Raw genomic sequence first — 21,685 nt, forward strand, 5'->3', positions numbered from 1 at the left:
AAAACTCTCCTTGAGCGGCCTCAGACGCCGCCGAAACTGCCGGCCAGCGTACCCATGATCAGCGCCCAGCCATCGACCAGGACGAACAGCATGATCTTGAACGGCAGCGAGATGATCAGCGGCGACAGCATCATCATACCCATCGCCATCAGCACGCTGGCGACCACCATGTCGATGATCAGGAACGGGATGAAGATCATGAAGCCGATCTGGAACGCGGTCTTGAGCTCGGAGGTGACGAATGCCGGCACCAGGATGGTCAGCGGCACCTGGTCGGGGCCGGCGATGTCGGTGCGCTTGGACAGGCGCATGAACAGGTCCAGATCGCTTTGCCGGGTCTGCGCCAGCATGAAGTCCTTCAGCGGCCCCTGGGCTTTGTCGATGGCCTGTTGCGCGGTCATCTGTTCGTTCAGGTAGGGCTGCAACGCGTCACGATTCACCCGATCGAACACCGGCGCCATGATGAACATGGTCAGGAACAGGGCCATGCCGGTGAGCAACTGGTTCGACGGCGTCTGCTGCAGGCCCAGGGCCTGGCGCAGGATGGAGAAGACGATGATGATGCGGGTAAAGCTGGTCATCAGGATGACGAACGCCGGAATGAAGCTCAGCGCCGTCATGATCAGCAGGATCTGCAGGCTGACCGAATATTCCTGCTGGCCGTCCGGCCCATTGGACAGGGTGATGGCCGGGATCGACAACGGATCGGCGGCCAGGGCCACGGGCGCGGCCAGCAGCAGCGCCAGGGTCAACAGTAAGCGCAGCGCGCCGCTCATCACTTCTTGTCCTTCTGGTCCTTGCCCATCAGCTCGAGCAGCCGCTGGGCGAATTCCGGTGCCGCCTGGCGCGCGCCAACAGGCACCTCCACGGGCTCGGCCATGACGTGCAACGCTTCGATGCTGCCAGGGCTGTGGCCGATCAGGATCTGTTCCTTGCCCACCTGCACCAGCAGCAGGCGGTCGCGCGGGCCGAGGGCTCGGCTGCCGACGATCTCGATCACCTGCCCGCCGCGCGGCTGTGCCACCTGCAGGCGGCGCAAAAGCCAGGCGAGCAGGAAGATGGCGCCCACCACCACGAGCAGACCGAAGACCATCTGCGCCAGTTGCCCACCCATGCCGCCGGGCGCGGACGTGCTGGCCGGCACCGACGCGGGGTCAGCTGCGCCGATCACCACCTCGCTGGCGAGCAATGTGCCCAGGGCGGCGACGCCGCGTATCAGGCCCTTCACTCAGCGCAGCTTCTTGATGCGTTCGCTGGGGCTGATCACGTCGGTCAGGCGAATGCCGAACTTCTCGTTGACCACCACCACTTCGCCATGGGCGATCAGCGTGCCATTGACCAGTACATCCAGCGGTTCGCCTGCCAGGCGATCGAGCTCGATGACCGACCCCTGGTTCAGTTGCAGCAGGTTGCGAATGCTGATTTCCGTGGCGCCCACCTCCATGGAGATGCTCACTGGAATGTCCAGGATAACGTCCAGGTTCGGCCCTTCCAGGCCGACGTTCTCGCTCGGCCGCGGGGAGCTGGCGAACTCTTCCATCGGCAGGCGACCTGCGCCAGAGGAGCGACCATTGTCAGCTGCCAGCAGCGCATCGATGTCCGCCTGGCCGGCATCACCGGTTTCTTCCAGGGCTGCCGCCCACTCATCGGCCAGGGCCTGTTCCTCTGGGGAGGTGATCTCGTTTTCGTTAGCCATAAAGTCCTCGACAGGCTTTCAATTCGTAGTGCGACCGGCTCGCCGTCAGCGGCGCTCGATCGGGTCGATGATCTGCAGCGACAGGGTGCCCTTGTGCGAGCCCAGGCGCGCCTTGAACGACGGCACGCCGTTGGCGCGCAGTACCAGGTGTTCGGGCAGCTCTACCGGAATCACATCGCCCGGCTGCATGTGCAGGATGTCGCGTAGCTTGAGCTGACGACGGGCAACGGTGGCCGAGAGCGGCACATTGACGTCCAGCACGTCCTCGCGCAGGGCCTTGACCCAACGCTCGTCCTGGTCGTCCAGGTCGGACTGGAAACCGGCATCGAGCATTTCGCGCACCGGTTCGATCATCGAATACGGCATGGTCACGTGCAGGTCGCCGCCGCCGCCATCGAGCTCGATGTGGAAGGTCGAGACCACCACCGCCTCGCTGGGCCCGACGATGTTGGCCATGGCCGGGTTGACCTCGGAGTTCATGTATTCGAAGTTCACCGGCATGATCGCCTGCCAGGCTTCCTTGAGGTCGACGAAGCACTGGTCCAGGACCATGCGCACCACACGCAGCTCGGTCGGGGTGAACTCACGCCCTTCGATCTTGGCGTGGCGACCGTCGCCACCGAAGAAGTTGTCCACCAGCTTGAACACCAGCTTGGCGTCGAGGATGAACAGCGAGGTGCCGCGCAGCGGCTTGATCTTGACCAGATTGAGGCTGGTCGGCACGTACAGCGAATGCACGTACTCGCCGAACTTCATCACCTGCACGCCACCCACCGCCACGTCGGCGGAGCGACGCAGCAGGTTGAACATGCTGATGCGGGTGTAACGGGCGAAGCGCTCGTTGATCATCTCCAGGGTCGGCATCCGACCGCGGACGATCCGGTCCTGGCTGGTCAGGTCGTAGCTCTTGACGCCACCGGGTTCGGCAGCGCTCTCGGTCTGTACCAGCCCATCGTCGACCCCATGCAGCAGGGCATCGATCTCATCCTGGGACAGCAGGTCCTGCACGGCCATCGAGTGTGCTCCTACTGCAATACGAAATTGGTGAACAGCAACTGGTCGATGACCGGCTTGCCGACTTCCTTCTGCGCCACTTCCTGGACCACCGCAGTGGCCTTCTGGCGCAGCATTTCCTGGCCCACGGCACTGCTGGCCAGGCTGTCGAAGCCTTGCCCGGAGAACATCATCACCAGATTGTTGCGAATCACCGGCATGTGCACTTTCAGCGCATCGAGGTCCGCCTGGTTGCGGCCCTGCAGGGTAATGCTCACCTGCATGTAGCGCTGGCGGCCGTTCTGGTTGAAATTGACCACGAAGGCCGGCGCCAGGGGCTCGTAGATCGCCGCTTGCTTGACGCTGGCCACGGCAGGGTCGGCCGCAGGTGCAGGCTCGTTCTTGTGCATGATGAACCAGGTGGCGCCCACCGACAGGCCCACGGCCAGCAGCAAGGCCAGCACCAGCAGCAGGATCAGCTTCAGTTTGCCTTTAGTGGCGGGGTCTTTGACTGCGTCGCTCTTCGCCATGCCAATAATCCGTCGTCCATCGGGGTTTCAAGAAAGGATGACGTGGCTGAGCAAGTGTTATGCCAGATTTGGCCGAGCGGGCTTGAGGAGGTTGCGAGCGCTATAACGGTGTGGCTGACGGGACAGTCCTGGTAGGAACGGGCTTGCCCGCGAACACGGGCGTAGCCCGTGCCAGGCAGCGCGGTGTATTTTTCGCGGGCAAGCCCGCTCCCACAGGGATTTGGGCTGGCTTCTAGATTTGAGCAAGACAGTTGCTTACAACGGTCCGCACCGGTGTCAGACGCGGCCCCGAATGATCAGGCGTAGTAATCGACCGCACTGTCGCCGATCACCACCTGCTGCTCCACCGGCCGTGAAGCATCGGCCAGCTCACCGTCCTCGCCCGCCTCCCCGGCCCGACGCGCAGCCACACCAGACAGATTCGATCCACCCTGCTGGGCCTGCTGCTGTTGCTGACGCGACTGGTCGGCGACGTTGACGTCAGGCTGGGCCAGCCCCTGCTGGGCGAACAGTTCGCGCAGACGGTACAGTTGGCTGTCGAGCGCATCGCGCACGCCGGCGTGACCACTGATGAAAGTCACCTGGGTGGCCTGGTCCGACGCGACATTGACGCGAATGTCCAGTCGCCCCAGCTCTGCAGGCTCGAGCTGGATGTCGGCCGACTTGAGGTTCTGGCTCGACAGGTACATGACGCGGTTGACCAACCCTTCGGTCCAGGCCCCCTGATTCATCGCCAGGGGTTGGTGCAGCGGATTGGTCGGCGGTACGGCATGGGCAGTCTTGGCGGTGACGGCCTGGGTCAGGTTGGCCAGGCGATTGGCGAAATCGTCCACGCGGGTGTCGCTGTCGGCATGCTTGACGTCCTTCAGACCATTGGACAACAGCTCGGAGAAGCCTTTTTCGCCAGGCTGTGATTGTCCGCGCTCGGATTCGCCCTCAGGCTTGACCGCCAGGTTCGCCAAGGTATTGACGTTGGCCTGGGCACTGTCGTCCTGGGCCTGGGTCTTGTCCCCCTGGCCAGAGGCGTGCGTCGAGGTGGTGCCTTTGGCCTGGGCGCTCTGCTCGAGCGCCAGGCGCAAGGTCGGCATGTTCGCCAGGGCGTCGGCCTCGGGATCGAAGTCGCTGTCGGCCTGCTCGGCGACTGGCGGCGCCAGCGCTTCAGGAACAGGTTGCGCAGCAGGCTGCTGGATCGCGGCCTGCAGCACCGGGGCGACGGCTTCGGCCTGGGCCTGGAGCAATTGCGCACCCGCCTGGGCGTCGGTCACCTGCCCTGCCACCAGGCTGGCGTCCAGGGAGCTCGAGTCGCTTGCCTGATTGCCGTCGCTGGAAGCCTGCTGGGTACTGTCACCCGCCTGTTGAGTGCTGTCGCTACCCTGGTTGTTCTTGTCAGCGGCCGATGCGGCCTTGCTGCTGTTGGCTGGCAAGTTCTTGCCATTACCGGCAACCGGCGAAGATCGGTCGTTGCCGCCCTTGCCGCCGGCATTGAAGTCAGGCTTGTCCTTGGGCGCCGGCACAGAGGCCTTGTCGTTGCGCACCGGCATCTTGTCGCTCTGCTGTCGGGCCATCAGCTGGTCGAAGCCGCTGCCCTGATTGCCCGGTGCTTGCGGGGTTTTGTCCGCCGCAGGACTGGTCGCCCGCGAGGTCGCGTTGGCGAGGCCGGCTTGCAACAAGGGATTGGATGCGACAGGCATTGAAACTCTCCACGCCAGTGAACCGAAATAGAATCTGGGTGAAGACAGGCAAAACTCGCGCCAGTTTTGCCGTCAGCCTGCAGAAACCCGCTCGCGCTCGCTACGGTAGAAGCGCTGGACCTCGACGAACTCCTGGTCGATCCGATTGATCAGGTCCTCGATGCCATACAAAGGCTGTTGCCGCACACGCTCCTCGAGCTGCTGGCACAGACTGGCCAGGCCCACTGCGCCCATGTTGCTGCTGCTGCCCTTGAAGCTGTGGGCGGCCATCCCCAACTCGCTGGCGTCCTTGGCCTCGTGCAACTGACTGAGACGGCGCTCGGAGTCTTCCAGGAAGGTTTCCAGCAACTGCAGGTAGCCATCTTCCATGACCTCCTGCAGGTCGCTCAGGACCTTTTGATCGATATGCTCGTGTGTCACTTGCTCACTCCTTGATCAAGCTTGATTATGCCTCAATCGCCGAGGCCGCTCACCAACCGAACTCCACCCGCGCCCGCCGCCCCTGGTCGAGCCATTGAGCCTTGACGCCCAAGCGCTGTACCAACTGTAGCCCACGCCCACTGAAACCTTTTTCCGACGCAGGGCGCGCCAAGACTTTCTCGATATCAAAACCCGTGCCACTGTCGCTGATTTCAACAGTCAGACGACCACCTGTTGCCATGGGTTCCACCCTCAGCGCGATTTGCACGAACCCTTCGGACAACGCCGCCAGGCGCCGACCGCGTTCGCGGTAGTACTCGGCAAATCCCTCGGCATCCTGCTTGAGCCGTGAGTCCAGGCCCAACACCCCGTGCTCCAGCGCATTGGAATACAGCTCACCCAGCACACTGTGCAACACCCCGCTGCTGGGACGCAGACCATGGATTTCCTGGAGGAACTGCAACAGATAAGGCACCGGGTTGAAGCGCTTCAGGCTGTCGGCATGCAGCACCAGCGACAACGACCAATCCAGCGGACTGGAGCGACCGCTGTCGGAATACACCGGCGCCACAGGTGCCAGGCCACCAGGTTCGGCCATGCGGACATCACACAGGCTGATGTCGTCTCGCGGCACACCACCAAAGCGCTCCAGCGCCTGCATCACTTCATCGAACAGTCGCCCAGGGTCGCGGTTGGCCGCCAACACCTCACGCAAGCGCTCCACACCAAACAATCGCTCCGTCGCATCGCTGGTATCGACCACGCCATCGGACAGCAGGAACAATCGCTCCCCCGCTGCCAGCGGCAGTATGTCGGTGCGGTCGTCGAACTGCTCGGGCGCCAGGATGCCCAGCGGCAAGTGCCGGGATTGCAGCACCGACAGCACCTCGCCGGCGGCCGACAAACGATAGCCATCGGGCATGCCACCGTTCCACACCTCGACCGTGCCACGCTCGAAACTCAGGTTCAGCAACAGCGCACAACAGAACATGTCCACCGGCAGGATGCGCTTGAGCTTGGCGTTCATCTCGCGCAGCGTCTCGACCAAACCATAGCCCTTGGCGGTCATGCCATAGAACACCTCGGCCAGGGGCATTGCCCCCACGGCCGCCGGCAAGCCGTGACCGGTGAAATCACCCAGCAGCACATGCATGTCGCCCGAAGGCGCGAACGCAGCCAGCAGCAGATCGCCGTTGAACAATGCGTAGGGCGACTGCAGGTAGCGGATGTTGCTGCTTCTCAAGCAACCGGAATGGGCGACCTTGTCGAACACCGCTTTGGCTACGCGCTGCTCGTTGAGCAGGTGATGGTGATGCCGGGCCAGTTCGTCGCGCTGCTCCAGTACCGTGGCCTGCAGCCGACGCAGGCGATCCATGGCGCCGATCTTGGCAGCCAGAATCACTGCGCTATACGGCTTGGCCATGAAATCGTCGCCGCCGGCTTCCAGGCAACGCACCAGCCCCTGCTCCTCGTTCATCGAGGTGAGGAAGATGATCGGTATCAGCGCTTCACCGGCCATGGCCTTGATCCGTCGCGCCGCCTCGAATCCATCCATCACCGGCATCAAGGCGTCGAGCAGCACCAGGTCCGGCCTCTGTTCGGCGAACAGCGCAACGGCCTGCTCGCCGTTTTCGGCAGTGACCACCTCGTGTCCCTGGCGCCGCACGATCTGCGCGAGCAGCAAGCGGTCCGCGGCACCGTCCTCGGCGATCAGCACCCTCAATCCCTGTTCGGCGGGCATGAACGGCCTCAGCTGACGTCGAACAATTTTTCGAAGTTGGAAATGGCGAGGATCTTGCGCACATCAGAACTGGTATTGATCACTTTGATATCCGAGTGGTCACCACCGGCGTGATCGCGCAACAGCAGCAGCATGCCCAGTGCGGAGCTGTCCAGGTACGTCGCATCCTTGAGATCCACCACGACCGAGTCCGGGGCCGGATGCTGGCGCTCGTAGGCGTCACGAAATTCCTGATGCTTGCCGAAATCGAAACGGCCCTTGACCTTGATCGTCAGCTGCTTTTCGTCCGGTGAAAAATCAGTTTCGACTGCCATGCGTGCGATTCCTTCGATGATGGCTACGACTCAGGAAGGTTTAGCAGCAGCCCGGCTGGGCCGCAAGCGCAGCGGCTTTGAGCGGTGTCAGCCTGGAAAATGATGCTGCCTGGGCAACCGCTGCGACAGCTCGTCGAGCAGCTTCTGCTCACGCTTGTCTTCGGCCCGGCGGGCTTCGTCCAGGTAGCGCTGCACCAGCTTGCGCAGGCCCTCTACCCGGGCATAGGCCTGTTGCCAGGCGTCGCGGGCATTCTTGAGGTTGTTCTGGTGCCAGGTCAGGCTCTGGCGCTGCTGGGTCATGGCCGTTTCCAACTGGCCCAGAAAGCGCTGGTAGTTGACCAACCAACTGCCGCCAACGCCCTGGCTGCCGCGGTTGATCCACTGCAACTGGTAGTCTTCGCGAAAACGCTCAAGCTCGGCGAGCTTGGCCTGCGCCTGGGCCACCAGTTGCTGGAAGTGACCCATGCGCTGGACAGCCTTGCGCTCGGCCTCCTCGGCCATCTCCACCACCGGCGAAAGGCGCGCGGCACGACTGGGCAGGGCCATGGCCTATCAGCCGCCCGCCGGCGGGGCGAACACCGCGCCCAGCTGCTCGCCGCTCTCGGCCATGCCGACACTCTCGTCCAACCCCTGGCGCAAGAACGCCACCAGCTTGGACTGCAAGGCAATGGCCAGGTCGGTTTCCGGATCGCCACCGGCCACGTAGGCACCCACGCTGATCAGGTCGCGACTCTGCGACAGGCGCGACCATAGTTGCTTGAACTTCTGCGCCTGGCGCAGATGGTCGGCATCCACCACCTGCGGCATCACCCGGCTGATCGAAGCCTCGATGTCGATCGCCGGATAATGCCCCTCCTCGGCCAGGCGCCGGGACAGCACGAAGTGTCCGTCCAGCACCCCACGTGCCGAATCGGCGATCGGGTCCTGCTGGTCATCCCCCTCGGAAAGCACGGTATAGAACGCAGTGATCGCCCCCCCCCCCGCCTCACCATTACCCGCGCGCTCGACCAACTTGGGCAACTTGGCGAACACCGACGGCGGATAGCCACGGGTGGCGGGGGGCTCGCCGATAGCCAGGGCGATTTCCCGCTGCGCCTGGGCAAAACGGGTCAACGAATCCATCAACAACAGGACATTCTTGCCCTTGTCGCGGAAATACTCGGCGATGCGCGTGCAATACATGGCTGCGCGCAGTCGCATCAGCGGTGCATCGTCGGCCGGCGAAGCGACCACCACCGAGCGCTTGAGCCCTTCCTCGCCAAGGATGTGCTCGATGAACTCCTTCACCTCGCGGCCCCGCTCACCGATCAGGCCGACCACGATGATGTCGGCCTTGGTGAAGCGGGTCATCATGCCCAGCAGCACCGACTTACCGACACCCGTACCGGCGAACAGACCCAGGCGCTGGCCGCGACCGACAGTCAGCAGGCCGTTGATACTGCGGATACCCACATCCAGCGGCTGACTGATCGGATCACGGTTCAGCGGGTTGATCACCGGGCCATCCAGCGGCACCCAGTCCTCGGCCTTCATCCCGCCCTTGCCATCGAGGGCACGGCCGGCGCCATCGAGCACCCGTCCAAGCATGCTCATGCCCATGGGCAGGCGGCCACTGTCGTCCAGCGGCACAACCCGCGCGCCGGGGGCGATACCGGCGATACTGCCGACCGGCATGAGAAAGACCTTGCTGCCCGCAAAGCCCATCACTTCGGCCTCGACCTGCACCGGGTGGTAGCTGTCGTCGTTGATCACCATGCAGCGGCTGCCCACGGCGCCGCGCAAGCCCTCGGCTTCGAGGGTGAGACCGACCATGCGCAGCAGACGGCCCTCGACCACCGGCTGCTCCGGCAGATTCACCGCCTCGGCATAGCCAGCCAGGCGCTTGGCGAAACTGGTGCGTTCAAGGCGCATCGGGGCTGTCCAGGTCGACCGACAGATCCGGCGCAGCAGGATGCAGTGATTGGTCGTGGGTCTGCTCGAACAACTGCGCCACGGCCTTTTCCATGCGGGTTTCCATGGTGGCATCGATGCGGCTGTGGGCCGTCTCGATGCGGCAACCGCCTGGCAGCAGCGACTCGTCTTCAAGCAGCTTCCAGCTTTCCTCGTGGCGTTCGCGCAGGGCCTTGGCCAGCTCGAAATCCTGCGGATTGAGGTGGATGCGGATATTGTCTGCGCCCATCGGCAGCAGTTTCAGCGCCTCGCGCAACACATGAGTGATCTGGCTGGAATCGCTGGCCAACTCGCGACCGATCACCTGACGGGCGACATGGGCGACCAGGTGCACGAGGGACTTCTCGATCTGGGTATCCTGCTCGGCGATGGGCTCGAGCAGGTTGGCCATCAATAGCTCCAGGCTCGCCAGCTTGGCCGTCAGTGCCTCTTCGGCCTCCTGGCGCACCTTGAGCTGCGTGCTGTGGAAACCCTCGCGCTCGCCGGTGGCGAAGCCTTCGTTGTAGGCCTCCTGGCGAATCGCTTCGAGCTCTTCGAGGGTCAGCGGCTGGACTTCCTCCAGCGGCACTTCCTCGACTTCCTCGACCACCTCGGGCTCAGGTTCAGGCGCGGGCTCAGGCTCCGGATCGAAGCTGGGCAATGCCCATATATCGACGCCCTCGAGGTCGCGGGCGCGGATCAGGTCGCTGGGATGTTCTTTGGTGGACATGCTGTCATGTTCTCGAAACCATGTTCAGCCAACGCGATCCCCGTGGGAGCGGGCTTGCCCGCGAATGCGTCAGCAGGAGCAACGCGTGGCCTGACCTGGCGCCTTCGCGGGCAAACCCGCTCCCACAGGGTCAGCGCCAGTCAGAACGGTGCGCGAAATCGCTTAGATCATTTCCTCGGCACCCTTGCCACCGAGCACGATCTCGCCGGCCTCGGCCATGCGTCGAGCGATGGTGAGGATTTCCTTCTGCGCCGTTTCCACATCGCTGACCCGCACCGGCCCCTTGGCCTCCAGGTCGTCGCGCAGCAGTTCCGAAGCACGCTTGGACATGTTCTTGAAGATCTTGTCCTTGACCTTCTCGTCCGCGCCCTTGAGCGAGACCACCAGCACGTCCGAGGACACCTCGCGCAGCAGCGCCTGGATACCACGGTCGTCGACGTCGGCCAGGTTGTTGAAGACGAACATCAGGTCTTCGATCTGCTCGGACAGGTCGCTGTCGATATCGCGGATCGCATCCATCAGCTGGCCTTCCACGGAGCTGTCGAGGAAGTTCATGATGTCGGCAGCGCGCTTGATGCCGCCCAGGGTGGTGCGCGCAGCATTGGAGTTGCCCGAGAACTGCTTCTCGAGGATCTGGTTGAGCTCCTTGAGTGCCGCCGGCTGCACGGTGTTCAACGAGGAGACGCGCAGGACGATGTCCAGGCGCACCTTATGGTCGAAATTGCTCAGCACTTCACCGGCCTGGTCGGGGTCGAGGTAGGCAACCACGATGGCCTGGATCTGCGGGTGCTCGTAGCGGATGACATCGGCCACGGCACGCGGCTCCATCCACTTCAGGCTGTCCAGGCCACTGGTGTTGCCACCGAGCAGGATGCGGTCGATCAGGCCATTGGCCTTGTCCTCGCCGAGCGCCTGGTTGAGCATCTTGCGGATATAGCCGTCGGAGCCGACGCCCAGGCTGGTCTGGTCGCCGACGATCTCGACGAACTCGCTCATGACCTGCTCGACCTGCTCGCGGTGCACGTTGCCCATCTGCGCCATGGCGACGCCAACCCGCTGCACCTCCTTGGGCCCCATGTGGCGCAGGACCTGGGCTGCATCGGTCTCGCCCAGGGACAGCAGGAGAATCGCCGCCTTGTCGACGCGGCTCAGCTTGGCGGTAACGGCTCGGTTGTCACTCATCGGCGTTGATCCACTCTTTCACGACCTGGGCGACACGGCCCGGGTCTTCGGCCACCAGGCCCTTGATTGCGTTCAGTTGAGCCTCATAGCCTTCGCTCGGGCTTGGCAACAGGATACTGCTCGGCCCGCCCAGGCTGACGCGGTCGTTGCCGAGTTCGCCGTCCAGCCCGATCATGCCGCCCAGTTCCATGTCGCTGTCGGTGGCCGCGCTCTTGCCGCCACCGGTGATGTTGTTGAGCACCGGGCGCAGCACGCCGAACACCAGCACCAGGATGAACACCACGCCCAGCACTTGCTTGATGATGTCCCAGAACCAGGGCTGCGAGTAGAACGGGATGTCGGCCAGGACTTCGCCACGGTCGGCGGAGAACGGCACGTTCATCACGGTCACGCTGTCGCCGCGGCTGGCATCGAAGCCGACTGCATCCTGCACCAGGCGAGTGAAGCGCGACAGGTCCTCGGCGCCCCAGGGCGCGCGGGTGGTCTCGCCGTTGGCATCGACCTTGACCTGATCGTCCACGACCACGGCCACCGACAGGCGGGTCAGGCGACCTTGCTGCTGGCGGGTATGGCTGATGGAGCGGTCCAGCTCGAAGTTCTTGGTGCTCTGCTGGCGCTTGTCGGACGGATACGGTGCAAGCATCGGCTGGCCGGTGGCCGGGTCCATGATCTGCTGGCCGTTGGCATCGACCAGCGGCTGGCCGGGAGCGATGGCACCGGCCGGGGTACCGGTTCCGGCAGCGTTCTCAGGTGCAGCAGCACCGGCTGGCGGCTGGTTGCTCAGCGCGCCGGGAACACCCTGCGGGCCCTGGCTGCTGGCACGCTGTTCGTTGACCGACTGCTCGCTGCGCAGCGCCGGCTGGTCAGGGTTGAACTGCTCGGAGGTGGATTCGACGGCGTTGAAGTCGACGTCGGCGGAGACCTCGGCCTTGTAGCGGTCGTTGCCCAGCACCGGCTGCAGGATGTTGTGCACACGCTGGGTGAGCAGGCCTTCCATGCGGCGGGTGTAGTCGAACTGCTTGCCGGCCATGGTCAGCGAGGTGTCCTGCAACTGATCGGAGAGCAGATTGCCCTTCTGGTCGACCACGGTGACCTGCGACTTGTCCAGTTCCGGCACGCTGGTGGCGACCAGGTTGACGATGGCCATCACCTGACCGGCTTCCAGGTTGCGGCCTGGGAACATTTCGACCAGTACCGAAGCGCTCGGGCGGCGCTCGTCACGCACGAACACCGAGCTTTTCGGAATGGCCAGGTGCACGCGAGCAGCCTTGATGTTGTTCAGGCTGGAGATGGTCCGCGCCAATTCGCCTTCCAGGCCGCGACGGTAACGGGTCGCCTCCATGAACTGGCTGGTGCCCAGGCCCTGGTCCTTGTCGAGGATCTCGAAACCGATGTTGCCATCGCTTGGCGCCACGCCGGCGGCGGCCAGTTTCATGCGGGCACGGGAGAGGTCATCGGCCTTGACCAGCAGCGCGCCGGAATTGGGTTCGACGGTGTAGGGAATATCAGCGGCGGCCAGGGTTTCCATGACCTGCTTGGTGTCCATGCCGGCCAGGCTGCCATACAGCGGACGGTAGTCCGGCTGCTGCGACCAGAGCACCACGGCAAAGCCGATGGCCACGCTGGCAGCCAGCCCGACCAGCAGGCCGACCTGACGCAGCATGGGCATCTGCGAGATGTTTTCCAGGAACGCCATGCCGAACAGCGGCGGCTTGGCCACGGGCGGGCCACTCTTGGCGGGGGCGTTATCGACGACTGCTTCGGCCATGACTCAATTCGTCCTCAAACCGGCATCTGCATGATGTCCTGGTACGCCTGGACCAGCTTGTTGCGCACTTGGGTCAGGGCCTGGAACGACACGCTGGCCTTCTGCGAGGCGATCATCACGTCGGTGAGGTCGACACCGCTCTTGCCGATCTCGAAGGCGTTGGCCAACTGGCTCGATGCCTGCTGGGTATCGCTGACCTTGTTGATGGCCTGGCCGAGCATGTCGGCAAAGCTGCTCTGGCCCGGGGCGAGCTCAGGCGCAGCGGCGACCTTGGGCAGCGACATGGCATCGGCCTGCATCGCGCGCATGTCCAACATCAGACGATTGAATTCAACACCTTGGCTCATGAACTTCTCTCTCCGGCGGCCGCATTTTTTTGACACTGATGCAGCGGGTAAAACGGTTAAAGCAACAAAGGTGCCAGCCTTCGCAAAGTCGCTCCGCAAAGGCACTCACCCGTACAGGCTGGCCTCGACATCCATCCCCGCATCGCGCATCTGCGCCAGCTTGTAGCGCAGCGTACGCGGGCTGATGCCCAACCGTTCGGCAGCCTCCTTGCGACGCCCACGTTCGGCGCGCAAGGTATCGATGATCATCTGGAACTCATGACGACGCATATCGTCGCCCAGGCCACTGGACTCAGACGCCGATTCGAGCGATGATGGCTCCGTGATATCACTGCTTGCTGGTGACAAGGGAATGGCGCCCGCCAGACAGAAATCCGCCGCCTCGATCACCCCACCCTGCTGCAGGATCAGCGCTCGCTGCAGCGCGTTGTCCAGCTCGCGCACGTTGCCAGGCCATGCGTGCGCCTGCAGGCATGCCCGCGCTTCGGCCGACAGGCGAACCGGCGCATGCTTCATCTTGCCGACATGCTTGGCCAGCAGGCGCTCGGCCAGCGGCAGGATATCGGCGCTGCGCTCGCGCAGTGGGCGCCAGGCCAGCGGGAAGACCGAAAGACGGTAGTACAGGTCTTCACGGAAGCGCCCGGCAGCGACTTCGCCAGCCAGGTCACGGTTGGTGGTGGCCAGCACGCGAATGTCCAGACTGATCGGCTTGCGCCCGCCGACCCGCTCGACCTCCCGCTCCTGCAGCACGCGCAGCAGCTTGGCCTGCAGGCCCAGTGGCATTTCGGAAATCTCGTCGAGCAACAGAGTGCCGCCATCGGCTTGTTCGAACTTGCCCGCCTGGGCCGCGATGGCACCGGTGAACGCGCCTTTTTCGTGACCGAACAGCGTGGCTTCGAGCATGTTGTCTGGAATCGCCGCACAGTTGATCGCCACGAATGGCTGCGCGGCGCGTGCCGAGCGCTGATGGATGTAACGCGCCAGCACTTCCTTGCCGGTACCCGACTCGCCCGAGATCAACACCGTGGAGTCGCTGCGCGCCACGCGGGCAGCCAGCTCGAGCAACTGCCGACTGGCCGGCTCACTGGCCACCGGCCCCTCCTCTTCGGCACCCAGGTGCCCAGCGGCATGACGATCGACCAGACTCAGCAACGCCTTGGGTTCGAACGGCTTGACCAGGTAGTCGGCAGCGCCCTGACGCATCGCCTCCACCGCACGCTCCACTGCAGCGTGCGCAGTCATAAGCAGCACGGGCAGTTGCGGGTGGTGACGACGCAGTTGCGCAAGCAGTTGATGGCCATCCATCCCCGGCATGTTCACATCACTGACCACCAGCCCGAAGGCCTCCTCGGCCACGGCGTCCAGCGCCTCTTCTGCACTGCCCACGGCGCGGTAGTCGAACCCGCCGATCTCCAGGGTATCGCCCAATGCCTGGCGCAAGGCACGATCGTCCTCGACCAACAAAACCTTGACCATCACTGCACCTCCGTCGATTGCCCGCCGATCAGGGGCAGCACCACCCGCACGCAAGTGCCACGCCCGACCTTCGAGCGCAGCTCGAGACTGCCCTGGTGCGCCTTGACCACCGCCTTGACCACCGCCAGGCCGAGGCCGGTGCCGGTTGCCTTGGTCGTCAGGAACGGCTCACCCAGGCGCGCCAGCAGCTGCGCGTCGATCCCGCTGCCAGCATCACTGACGCACAGGTGCAGGCTCTGCTCACGACGCAACAGGTGTACTTTCAGGCGCGCGGGCTCCGAGCTTGCCTGCAGCGCGTTCTCGATCAGATTGAGCAAGGCGCCAACCAGGGTGTCGCGATTGCACAGCAACTCGCCCAAATGCGTATCGCACTGCCAGCGCACCGCATGCCCCTGCACATGGGACTGCGCAGCCTGTTGCAGCGCCTGGAACAATGCCTTTGGGGTCAGCCGGTCATTGAGCGGCAACTCACCACGGGCGAACACCAGCATGTCGCGCACCTGATGCTCCAGCTCGTGCAGACGCTCCTTCAGACTGCCGGCGAAGCGCTGACGGGTTTCCAGAGCCAGGCCGCCCTGGTCGTCGGCCAGATGGCTGGCATAAAGCATGGCCGCCGACAGGGGCGTGCGAATCTGATGCGCCAGCGAGGCAACCATGCGCCCCAACGACGACAGACGCTCGTGACGCGCCAGTTGTCCCTGCAGGCGACGGGTTTCGGTCAGGTCGTTGAGCAGCACCAACTGACCGGGCTCGGCATCCAGCGAACGGGTGGCAATGGACAAGCGTCGACCGTCACGCAGCGACACCTCGTGGCCATCATCCTCTCGCGGCGCGAAGCTGCGGGCGATGACCTGGCGCCAGAGTTCACCGACCAACGGCGCACCGAGCAATTCACAGGCGGCAGGGTTGGCTTCGCGCACATAGCCCTGGCCGTCGATGACGATCACCCCGCCAGGCAGCAGATCCAGCAAATGCTGCAGGCGGTTGGCCAGACGCTCCTTCTCACCCAGCTCGGCCATGCGCTGTGCGCTGACCACCTCCAGCTCGCCCTTGAGCTCGCTGACGCGGGCCTCAAGCATGTTGTACGACTCACTGAGCTGGGAGGAAACCTGGTTGAACAGGGCGAACGCCTGCTCGAGCCCCTGTCGACTTTCCTGTTCGACCGGGGTGCGTCCCTGCTGCTCAGGGGCTCGGGAGATGTGGGCGGCCTGGGGCATCGTGCTCTCTCGCATGGCTGACCGTCATAAAAACGGTACTTTGCCTGCGGTGTAGCAATAGCCGTGCCGGGGATGGGGATTCTGAAAACACGCCAGCCCCTTGCAGACGCAACGCAAGGTTGCGCCTGCAAGGGGCTGGGCTTCAGTCTTCGGCCTGGTCTTCGCCGCCCTGGCGACTCATGCCGTACTTGCGCATCTTCTCGACAAGCGTGGTTCGACGGATGCGCAGGCGCTCGGCGGCGCGGGCAACGATACCGTTGGCGTCGTCCAGAGCTTGCTGGATCAGCCCCTGCTCAAGGCTGCCGAGATAGTCCTTCAGGTCCAGGCCTTCCGGCGGCAGCATGGCGTGGCTGGAGAAGTTCGGCGCATGGCCGTTGATCGCCACGCGCTCTTCGAGATCGCTGCGCAAGCTGTCGACCAACTGCTCGTCTTCGTCATCGACGTAGCGGAATTTTTTAGGCAGCTCGGCAACGCCGATCACCCCGTACGGATGCATGATCGCCATACGCTCGACCAGGTTGGCCAGCTCACGGACGTTGCCCGGCCAGCCATGCCGGCACAGCGACATGATCGAAGCCGAGTTGAAACGGATGGAGCCGCGCTTCTCGTGCTCCATGCGCGAGATCAGCTCGTTCATCAGCAGCGGAATGTCCTCGACACGCTCGCGCAGCGGCGCCATTTCGATGGGGAAGACATTCAGGCGATAGTACAGGTCTTCGCGGAAGGTCCCCTCCTCGATCATGGTCTCGAGGTTTTTGTGGGTCGCCGCGATGATGCGCACGTCGATGCTCTGGGTCTTGTTGCTGCCAACCCGCTCGAAGGTACGCTCCTGCAGCACGCGCAGCAGCTTGACCTGCATCGGCAACGGCATGTCGCCGATCTCGTCGAGGAACAGGGTACCGCCGTTGGCCAGCTCGAAACGCCCCGCACGGCTGGTGATCGCCCCGGTGAAGGCGCCCTTCTCGTGTCCGAACAGCTCGCTTTCGAGCAGCTCGGCAGGGATCGCCCCGCAATTGACTGGCACGAACGGCGCTTCACGGCGCTTGGAGTGATAGTGCAGGTTGCGCGCGACAACTTCCTTGCCCGTGCCGGACTCACCGAGGATCAGCACGCTGGCATCGGTGTCGGCCACCTGCTGCATCATCTGCCGCACATGCTGGATCGCGCGGCTGGTGCCAACCAGGCTGCGGAACAGGTTGGGTTCGCGCTGACGACCGCGCTCGCGCGCCTGGTCGTACATCTCACGGTAGACCTGGGCACGGTGCAGCGAATCGAGCAACTGGCTATAGCTGGGCGGCATCTCCAGGTTGGACAGCACGCGCCGGCGCAGGTCTTCAGGGAACTCGGCGGAAGAAATTTCACCTAGAAGCAGAACTGGAAGGAACTCATCCCACGCAGCCACTGTCTTAAGCAGGCCCAGGACACTTGCCGGTGCATTCACAGCCCCGATCAGCACACACAGGACTTCCCTGCTCGAAGACAACGCCTCTACCGACTGCTGCCAGTCCGCACTGGAGCAGGAGAGGTTCTCTTCGCCGAGAAAATTCAGGACCACCGCCAGATCGCGGCGGCGTTCGCTGTCGTCATCGATCAGGAGGATCTTGGTTTCACGCCACATTCAATACTAACTTCCCTAGTCATATCGGCGCCCGCAGGCGTGCACGACATCATTCCGACTGAAATGGTCAGTGTTCGGACGTCTGAAATTCGAAAACAGCCACTAGTTAAGTCAAAAAACAGCACACAGTCAAATTAATGGCGCGCAGCTTCTTGCATTGCCCAGCGATCAGCTGAACAGATGGTATACCTTTGTCGCGTTTTTTGCCTGACGTATCTGCGTCATCTCGTCGACTATCGATTGACGTTCACCACTTGCAAATTCAATCAATTGCCGATACACCGCCAGCAATTCATCCAGACTGCTCCTGACCTGCGCATCGTTTTCCTGCGCTTCGGCCAGGATATCCTCGACGCACACGCGACATGCCAGGTCGAGCTTGCCCACCGCATCCCAGTCGCGCTCAGCGAACGCTGCCAGCAAGGCATCGCGGGTCTCTTCGATACGTGCAATCACTTCGCTCATGTGCGCCTCCTGGAATTACTCTGCCGGCACCTGTTCGCCGATGGCGTCCCAGCCTTCCTTGACCGTGATCAGCAGGCGCGCCACTTCGTCGATGATCGCCGGGTCACTGTGGACGTTGGCTTCGATCAGGCGACGACTCATGTACTGGTACAGGTTGTCGAGGTCGGTCAGGCTGTCGGCGTGATTCTCCAGATCCAGCCCTTCGCGCAGGCCGCCAATGATGTCGATGGCCTTGCCGATCAGAATGCCCTTCTGGGCGACGTCCTTGCGCGCGATCGCGCCCTTGGCCTGGGCCATCCGGTCAAGACCGCCCTGCATCAGCATCTGCACCAGACGGTGCGGACTGGCTTCGGAAGTCTGCGCAGCACCGTTGACTTTCTGGTACTGCCGAAGGGCCAACATCGGGTTCATGGAACTACCTCATTGCAGCGAAAAGGTTGCGTATACCTGCTGTATCGCCAGCTCGTCAAAAAACTTTAGCCATGAAACACAAAGCCCGGGACACCTGCAAGGTGCCGCCGGGCTTTTGTCGCCGTTTAGCGATCAGCCTTTCTTGGCCTGGGCATTCATCGCATCGAAGATCGAGACGATCTGCTCGCCCTGCTTCTTCATCAAGCCCAGGGCGGTGTCGAGCGCTGCGTACTTCTTGGTCAGCGAGGTGGTCAGCAGCTCGGTACGACGGTCCAGCGCAGCCTGCTGGTCCTGCAGGTTCTTGGTCACCTTGTCGAGCGCCGTCTTGCGCGAATCCAGCGAACCACCGGTCTTGACGTAGGGATCGAGGGCCTTGGTCATCCGGTCGAAAACGCCACCGTCGGCAGTGAACAGCCCCTGGATCTCCGAGCCAAGCTTCTTGTCGTTCAGTGCAGCGGTGAACTTGGTGCTGTTGAACTCAAGCGTGCCGTCCTTCTGGGTGTTGATACCCAGCTGGCTGAGGGTATTGAGCTGGGTGCCCGAACCGGCTTCGGCGATCACCTTGCCGATGTCGCTCAGCAACGAGCGCGTGGTCGGATCGTTGGTCAACGGGCCCAGGCTGGTCACGTTACCGGAAGAATCCTTGGTCGGTGTCGTCAGGGCGGTAACAGCCTTGCGCAGGGTGTTGTAAGCATCGACAAACGACTGAACCGATTTCTTCAGGCCATCGTTATCGAGCGTCACACTCACCTTGACCCCGGTCGTGGCAGTGGGCGAGGTGGTGCCGGTAAGCTCGAGGCTCAGGCCACTGACCGCGTTGTCGACGACGTTCTTGGAGCTGGTCAGCTTCAAACCGTCGACGGAGAACTCGGCATCCTGTGCCAGGGCGTCGATGAAGCCGCCCCCCGCACCCACCATCTTCTGCGTGCCATCGATGGTGAGCTCAGGGATACCGCCGACGGAAATGTCACTGCCCTTGCCGGTCGTGGTAGAGCCGAACACCAGCCGCGAACCGCCCGCCTCGTTGACGACGTTGGCGGTGATGCCTTCCTTGCTCAGCTCCTTGTTGATCTGATCGCGCACGCTTTGCAGCGTGGAACCGGCAGCAACATTGACCTTGTAGGTCTTCCCGTTCTGGCTGATGGTCAGCTCACCTTCGCTGATCGCTGAGGTTCCCCCTCCGGCGAACTGCTGGCTGGCGACCTTGGAGCCAGTGGCCAGTTGGCTTACCCGGATATCGTAGGTACCGGCAACCGCACTGTTGGTGGTCTTGATCTTGACCACGCTTTCGTTGGCGGAAGTACCGGCAAAGGCGTTGAAGGAAGGCGCATCCTTGTCGTTGAGCTTCTTCATGGCGTCCTGGAACGCCGTGAGAGCGCTACGCAGGGAGCCAATGCCCGAGAGGATCGCCGAGTTATTGCTCGACTGCCGAGCAATCTGGTTGGACTTGGCCGAAGTATCGGACTTCACCAACGCATCGACGATCTTGCTGATCTCGAGGCCGTAGCCCACGCCTGTGCTAGGAGTAATTGCTGCCATGTCCTGCCCCTCTCTTCAACGCGCCCGCCTCGCTCCTGCAAGGCTGGCATGATTCGTAACGCGCAATGCTCGCCGCCGGTCAGACCTTGGCGTTGAACAGTACACTTTTGACATCGCGCAGGCTTTCGGCGATCCGCAGGGCCTCCTCGGAGGGAATCTGACGGATCAGCTCGCCGGTTTCGCTGGCGATGACCTTGACGACAATCTTGCCGGATTCTTCATCCGTGGAAAACTCAAGATTACGTCGGGTTTCTTTCAGGAATTGCTCGATCTGCGAGACGGCGTTTTTGACGTTGTCAGTGTCGTGCACCTTGACCGCGTCCTTCTTGCCACCCTCGGCGGATGCTTCCAACGGCCGCGAGACCGGCTTGTCGGCAACCTGCTCGGCCGAACGTGCGGCCGGATAAGACAGGTTCAGCTTGACGCTCATGTCCATGTCCACCACCTCGTAATGAAAAGGCGGGGGAGCGCCGCAAGTGCACTCCCCCGCCAGCAGCTATCAGGCAGATTAGCCCAGCAGCTTCAGAACTGCCGACGGCAGCTGGTTGGCCTGGGCCAGAACCGAGGTCGAAGCTTGCTGCAGGGTCTGCTGCTTGGTCAGCTGGGCAGTTTCGGCAGCGAAGTCGGTGTCCTGTACACGGCCACGAGCAGCTTCGGCGTTCTCGTTGATGTTCTGCAGGTTGTTGATGGTGCTGGTCAGACGGTTCTGGGCGGCACCCAGGTCAGCACGGTTGGTGTTGATTGCCTGCAGGGCCTCGTCGATGGCGCTGATGGCGGCGGTGAAGGTCTGCTCGGCGGCGGTGCTGTTGGCACCGGTGATGCTCTTGCCAGCCAGGGCAGTCAGGGCAGCGCCAGTACCGGTGGTTTTCATCGCGGCGCTGAGCGTCACGGTGATCTGGTTGGCAGAGCCGGAGTTGGAGCCGACCTGGAAGGTCATGACGCCAGCGGTACCGTCCAGCAGGTTCTTGCCGTTCAGCTGGGTGGAGTCGGCGATACGGTCGATTTCCGACAGCATCGACTGGAACTCTTTGTCCAGAGCGTCACGGTCTTGCTGGCTGTTGGAGTCGTTTCGGGACTGGACGGCCAGTTCACGCATACGCTGCAGGATGTTGGTCTGCTCTTGCATCGCGCCTTCAGCGGTCTGGGCGATGGAGATACCGTCGTTGGCGTTCTTGATAGCCATGGTCTGACCGCGGATCTGCGAGGTCATGCGGGTAGCGATCTGCAGGCCGGCGGCGTCGTCTTTGGCGCTGTTGATTTTCAGGCCGGACGACAGACGGGTCATCGAGGTGCTCAGAGCGTCGGAAGCACGGCTCAGGTTTTTCTGAACGCCCAGAGAGGTGGTGTTGGTGTTAACGGTCAAAGCCATGACGAATTCCTCGTTGGATTGGGTACTGCGGCTTCCGGCCCTGGCGTTTGCCGGGTGTGTGGCCTAGAGAACCTTCGTAATGGTTATCGTCGTCGTGGCGGTTTGCTTTAGGGGGTTTTGCGATTTTTTTTAGTGGCACGCTGCCACCCCAATGAAATCAAGGGTTTGACGCCAGAAATACAGCGTCCGCCGGGGCCCGCAGAACTACCAATAGACCGCAGAAATGCAAAAGCGCCGAACGGTTACCCG

General features: G+C 63.0%; 23 protein-coding genes. All 23 read right to left on the reverse strand.

The genetic code is table 11. From position 1 onward, the window contains the following. Positions 1 to 20: 20 nt before the first annotated feature. On the reverse strand, positions 21 to 776 hold the full coding sequence (gene fliP, locus AB688_RS20205; protein ID WP_054891870.1) for a flagellar type III secretion system pore protein FliP: 756 nt from the start codon (positions 774 to 776) through the stop codon (positions 21 to 23). Next, positions 776 to 1,228, reverse strand: coding sequence for a flagellar biosynthetic protein FliO (gene fliO, locus AB688_RS20210; protein WP_063545678.1), 453 nt, complete (start codon positions 1,226 to 1,228; stop codon positions 776 to 778). Before fliO ends, fliP begins: the two co-directional genes overlap by 1 nt. Continuing rightward, entirely contained in the window at positions 1,229 to 1,696 is a 468-nt protein-coding gene (fliN, locus tag AB688_RS20215) for a flagellar motor switch protein FliN (protein WP_054891872.1), read from the reverse strand. A 45-nt stretch (positions 1,697 to 1,741) separates the two neighbouring features. Continuing rightward, on the reverse strand, positions 1,742 to 2,710 hold the full coding sequence (gene fliM / locus AB688_RS20220; RefSeq protein WP_054891873.1) for a flagellar motor switch protein FliM: 969 nt from the start codon (positions 2,708 to 2,710) through the stop codon (positions 1,742 to 1,744). An 11-nt stretch (positions 2,711 to 2,721) separates the two neighbouring features. Continuing rightward, positions 2,722 to 3,219: a flagellar basal body-associated protein FliL gene (gene fliL / locus AB688_RS20225; RefSeq protein ID WP_063545679.1), complete on the reverse strand. Its 498-nt coding sequence runs from the start codon at positions 3,217 to 3,219 to the stop codon at positions 2,722 to 2,724. Positions 3,220 to 3,515: 296 nt separating this feature from the next. Continuing rightward, positions 3,516 to 4,910: a flagellar hook-length control protein FliK gene (locus tag AB688_RS20230; RefSeq protein ID WP_063545680.1), complete on the reverse strand. Its 1,395-nt coding sequence runs from the start codon at positions 4,908 to 4,910 to the stop codon at positions 3,516 to 3,518. Between the two features lie 72 nt (positions 4,911 to 4,982). Further along, positions 4,983 to 5,330, reverse strand: a complete 348-nt coding sequence (locus AB688_RS20235; RefSeq protein WP_054891876.1) for an Hpt domain-containing protein — start codon at positions 5,328 to 5,330, stop codon at positions 4,983 to 4,985. A 49-nt stretch (positions 5,331 to 5,379) separates the two neighbouring features. Beyond that, positions 5,380 to 7,071, reverse strand: a complete 1,692-nt coding sequence (locus AB688_RS20240; RefSeq protein WP_063545681.1) for a fused response regulator/phosphatase — start codon at positions 7,069 to 7,071, stop codon at positions 5,380 to 5,382. An 8-nt stretch (positions 7,072 to 7,079) separates the two neighbouring features. Next, positions 7,080 to 7,385 carry an STAS domain-containing protein gene (locus AB688_RS20245; RefSeq protein WP_054891878.1) on the reverse strand — a complete coding sequence of 102 codons (306 nt, stop codon included), beginning with the start codon at positions 7,383 to 7,385 and terminating at the stop codon, positions 7,080 to 7,082. Positions 7,386 to 7,472: 87 nt separating this feature from the next. Continuing rightward, entirely contained in the window at positions 7,473 to 7,931 is a 459-nt protein-coding gene (fliJ, locus tag AB688_RS20250) for a flagellar export protein FliJ (RefSeq protein ID WP_063545682.1), read from the reverse strand. 6 nt (positions 7,932 to 7,937) lie between these two features. After that, positions 7,938 to 9,296, reverse strand: a complete 1,359-nt coding sequence (gene fliI / locus AB688_RS20255; protein ID WP_063545683.1) for a flagellar protein export ATPase FliI — start codon at positions 9,294 to 9,296, stop codon at positions 7,938 to 7,940. Next, a complete protein-coding gene (gene fliH, locus AB688_RS20260; protein WP_063545684.1) occupies positions 9,286 to 10,044 on the reverse strand; it encodes a flagellar assembly protein FliH in 759 nt (252 codons plus the stop codon). Before fliH ends, fliI begins: the two co-directional genes overlap by 11 nt. Positions 10,045 to 10,206: 162 nt before the next feature. Beyond that, positions 10,207 to 11,226: a flagellar motor switch protein FliG gene (gene fliG, locus AB688_RS20265; protein ID WP_054891882.1), complete on the reverse strand. Its 1,020-nt coding sequence runs from the start codon at positions 11,224 to 11,226 to the stop codon at positions 10,207 to 10,209. Beyond that, on the reverse strand, positions 11,219 to 12,994 hold the full coding sequence (fliF, locus tag AB688_RS20270) for a flagellar basal-body MS-ring/collar protein FliF (protein ID WP_054891883.1): 1,776 nt from the start codon (positions 12,992 to 12,994) through the stop codon (positions 11,219 to 11,221). The genes fliG and fliF overlap by 8 nt, the downstream gene beginning before the upstream one ends. Before the next feature lie 14 nt (positions 12,995 to 13,008). Further along, complete coding sequence (gene fliE / locus AB688_RS20275) at positions 13,009 to 13,341, reverse strand: flagellar hook-basal body complex protein FliE (protein ID WP_054891884.1); 333 nt, start codon at positions 13,339 to 13,341, stop codon at positions 13,009 to 13,011. 105 nt (positions 13,342 to 13,446) lie between these two features. Beyond that, a complete protein-coding gene (locus tag AB688_RS20280) occupies positions 13,447 to 14,820 on the reverse strand; it encodes a sigma-54-dependent transcriptional regulator (RefSeq protein ID WP_063545685.1) in 1,374 nt (457 codons plus the stop codon). Beyond that, complete coding sequence (locus AB688_RS20285; protein ID WP_063545686.1) at positions 14,817 to 16,034, reverse strand: sensor histidine kinase; 1,218 nt, start codon at positions 16,032 to 16,034, stop codon at positions 14,817 to 14,819. The genes AB688_RS20280 and AB688_RS20285 overlap by 4 nt, the downstream gene beginning before the upstream one ends. Positions 16,035 to 16,176: 142 nt before the next feature. Further along, positions 16,177 to 17,652 carry a transcriptional regulator FleQ gene (fleQ, locus tag AB688_RS20290; protein ID WP_054891886.1) on the reverse strand — a complete coding sequence of 492 codons (1,476 nt, stop codon included), beginning with the start codon at positions 17,650 to 17,652 and terminating at the stop codon, positions 16,177 to 16,179. 168 nt (positions 17,653 to 17,820) lie between these two features. Continuing rightward, positions 17,821 to 18,117, reverse strand: a complete 297-nt coding sequence (gene fliT, locus AB688_RS20295) for a flagellar protein FliT (RefSeq protein ID WP_054891887.1) — start codon at positions 18,115 to 18,117, stop codon at positions 17,821 to 17,823. Between the two features lie 15 nt (positions 18,118 to 18,132). Beyond that, positions 18,133 to 18,528, reverse strand: a complete 396-nt coding sequence (gene fliS, locus AB688_RS20300; RefSeq protein ID WP_054891888.1) for a flagellar export chaperone FliS — start codon at positions 18,526 to 18,528, stop codon at positions 18,133 to 18,135. A gap of 132 nt (positions 18,529 to 18,660) precedes the next feature. Beyond that, complete coding sequence (gene fliD, locus AB688_RS20305) at positions 18,661 to 20,067, reverse strand: flagellar filament capping protein FliD (RefSeq protein ID WP_063545687.1); 1,407 nt, start codon at positions 20,065 to 20,067, stop codon at positions 18,661 to 18,663. A gap of 79 nt (positions 20,068 to 20,146) precedes the next feature. Continuing rightward, positions 20,147 to 20,503 (reverse strand): flagellar protein FlaG, encoded by a 357-nt coding sequence (locus tag AB688_RS20310; protein WP_054891890.1) that lies wholly within the window; start codon positions 20,501 to 20,503, stop codon positions 20,147 to 20,149. 72 nt (positions 20,504 to 20,575) lie between these two features. Further along, a complete protein-coding gene (locus AB688_RS20315) occupies positions 20,576 to 21,436 on the reverse strand; it encodes a flagellin domain-containing protein (RefSeq protein ID WP_063545688.1) in 861 nt (286 codons plus the stop codon). Between the last annotated feature and the right edge of the window lie 249 nt (positions 21,437 to 21,685).

The sequence above is a fragment of the Pseudomonas putida genome (genome assembly GCF_001636055.1).
Taxonomy (GTDB): Bacteria; Pseudomonadota; Gammaproteobacteria; order Pseudomonadales; family Pseudomonadaceae; genus Aquipseudomonas; species Aquipseudomonas machongensis.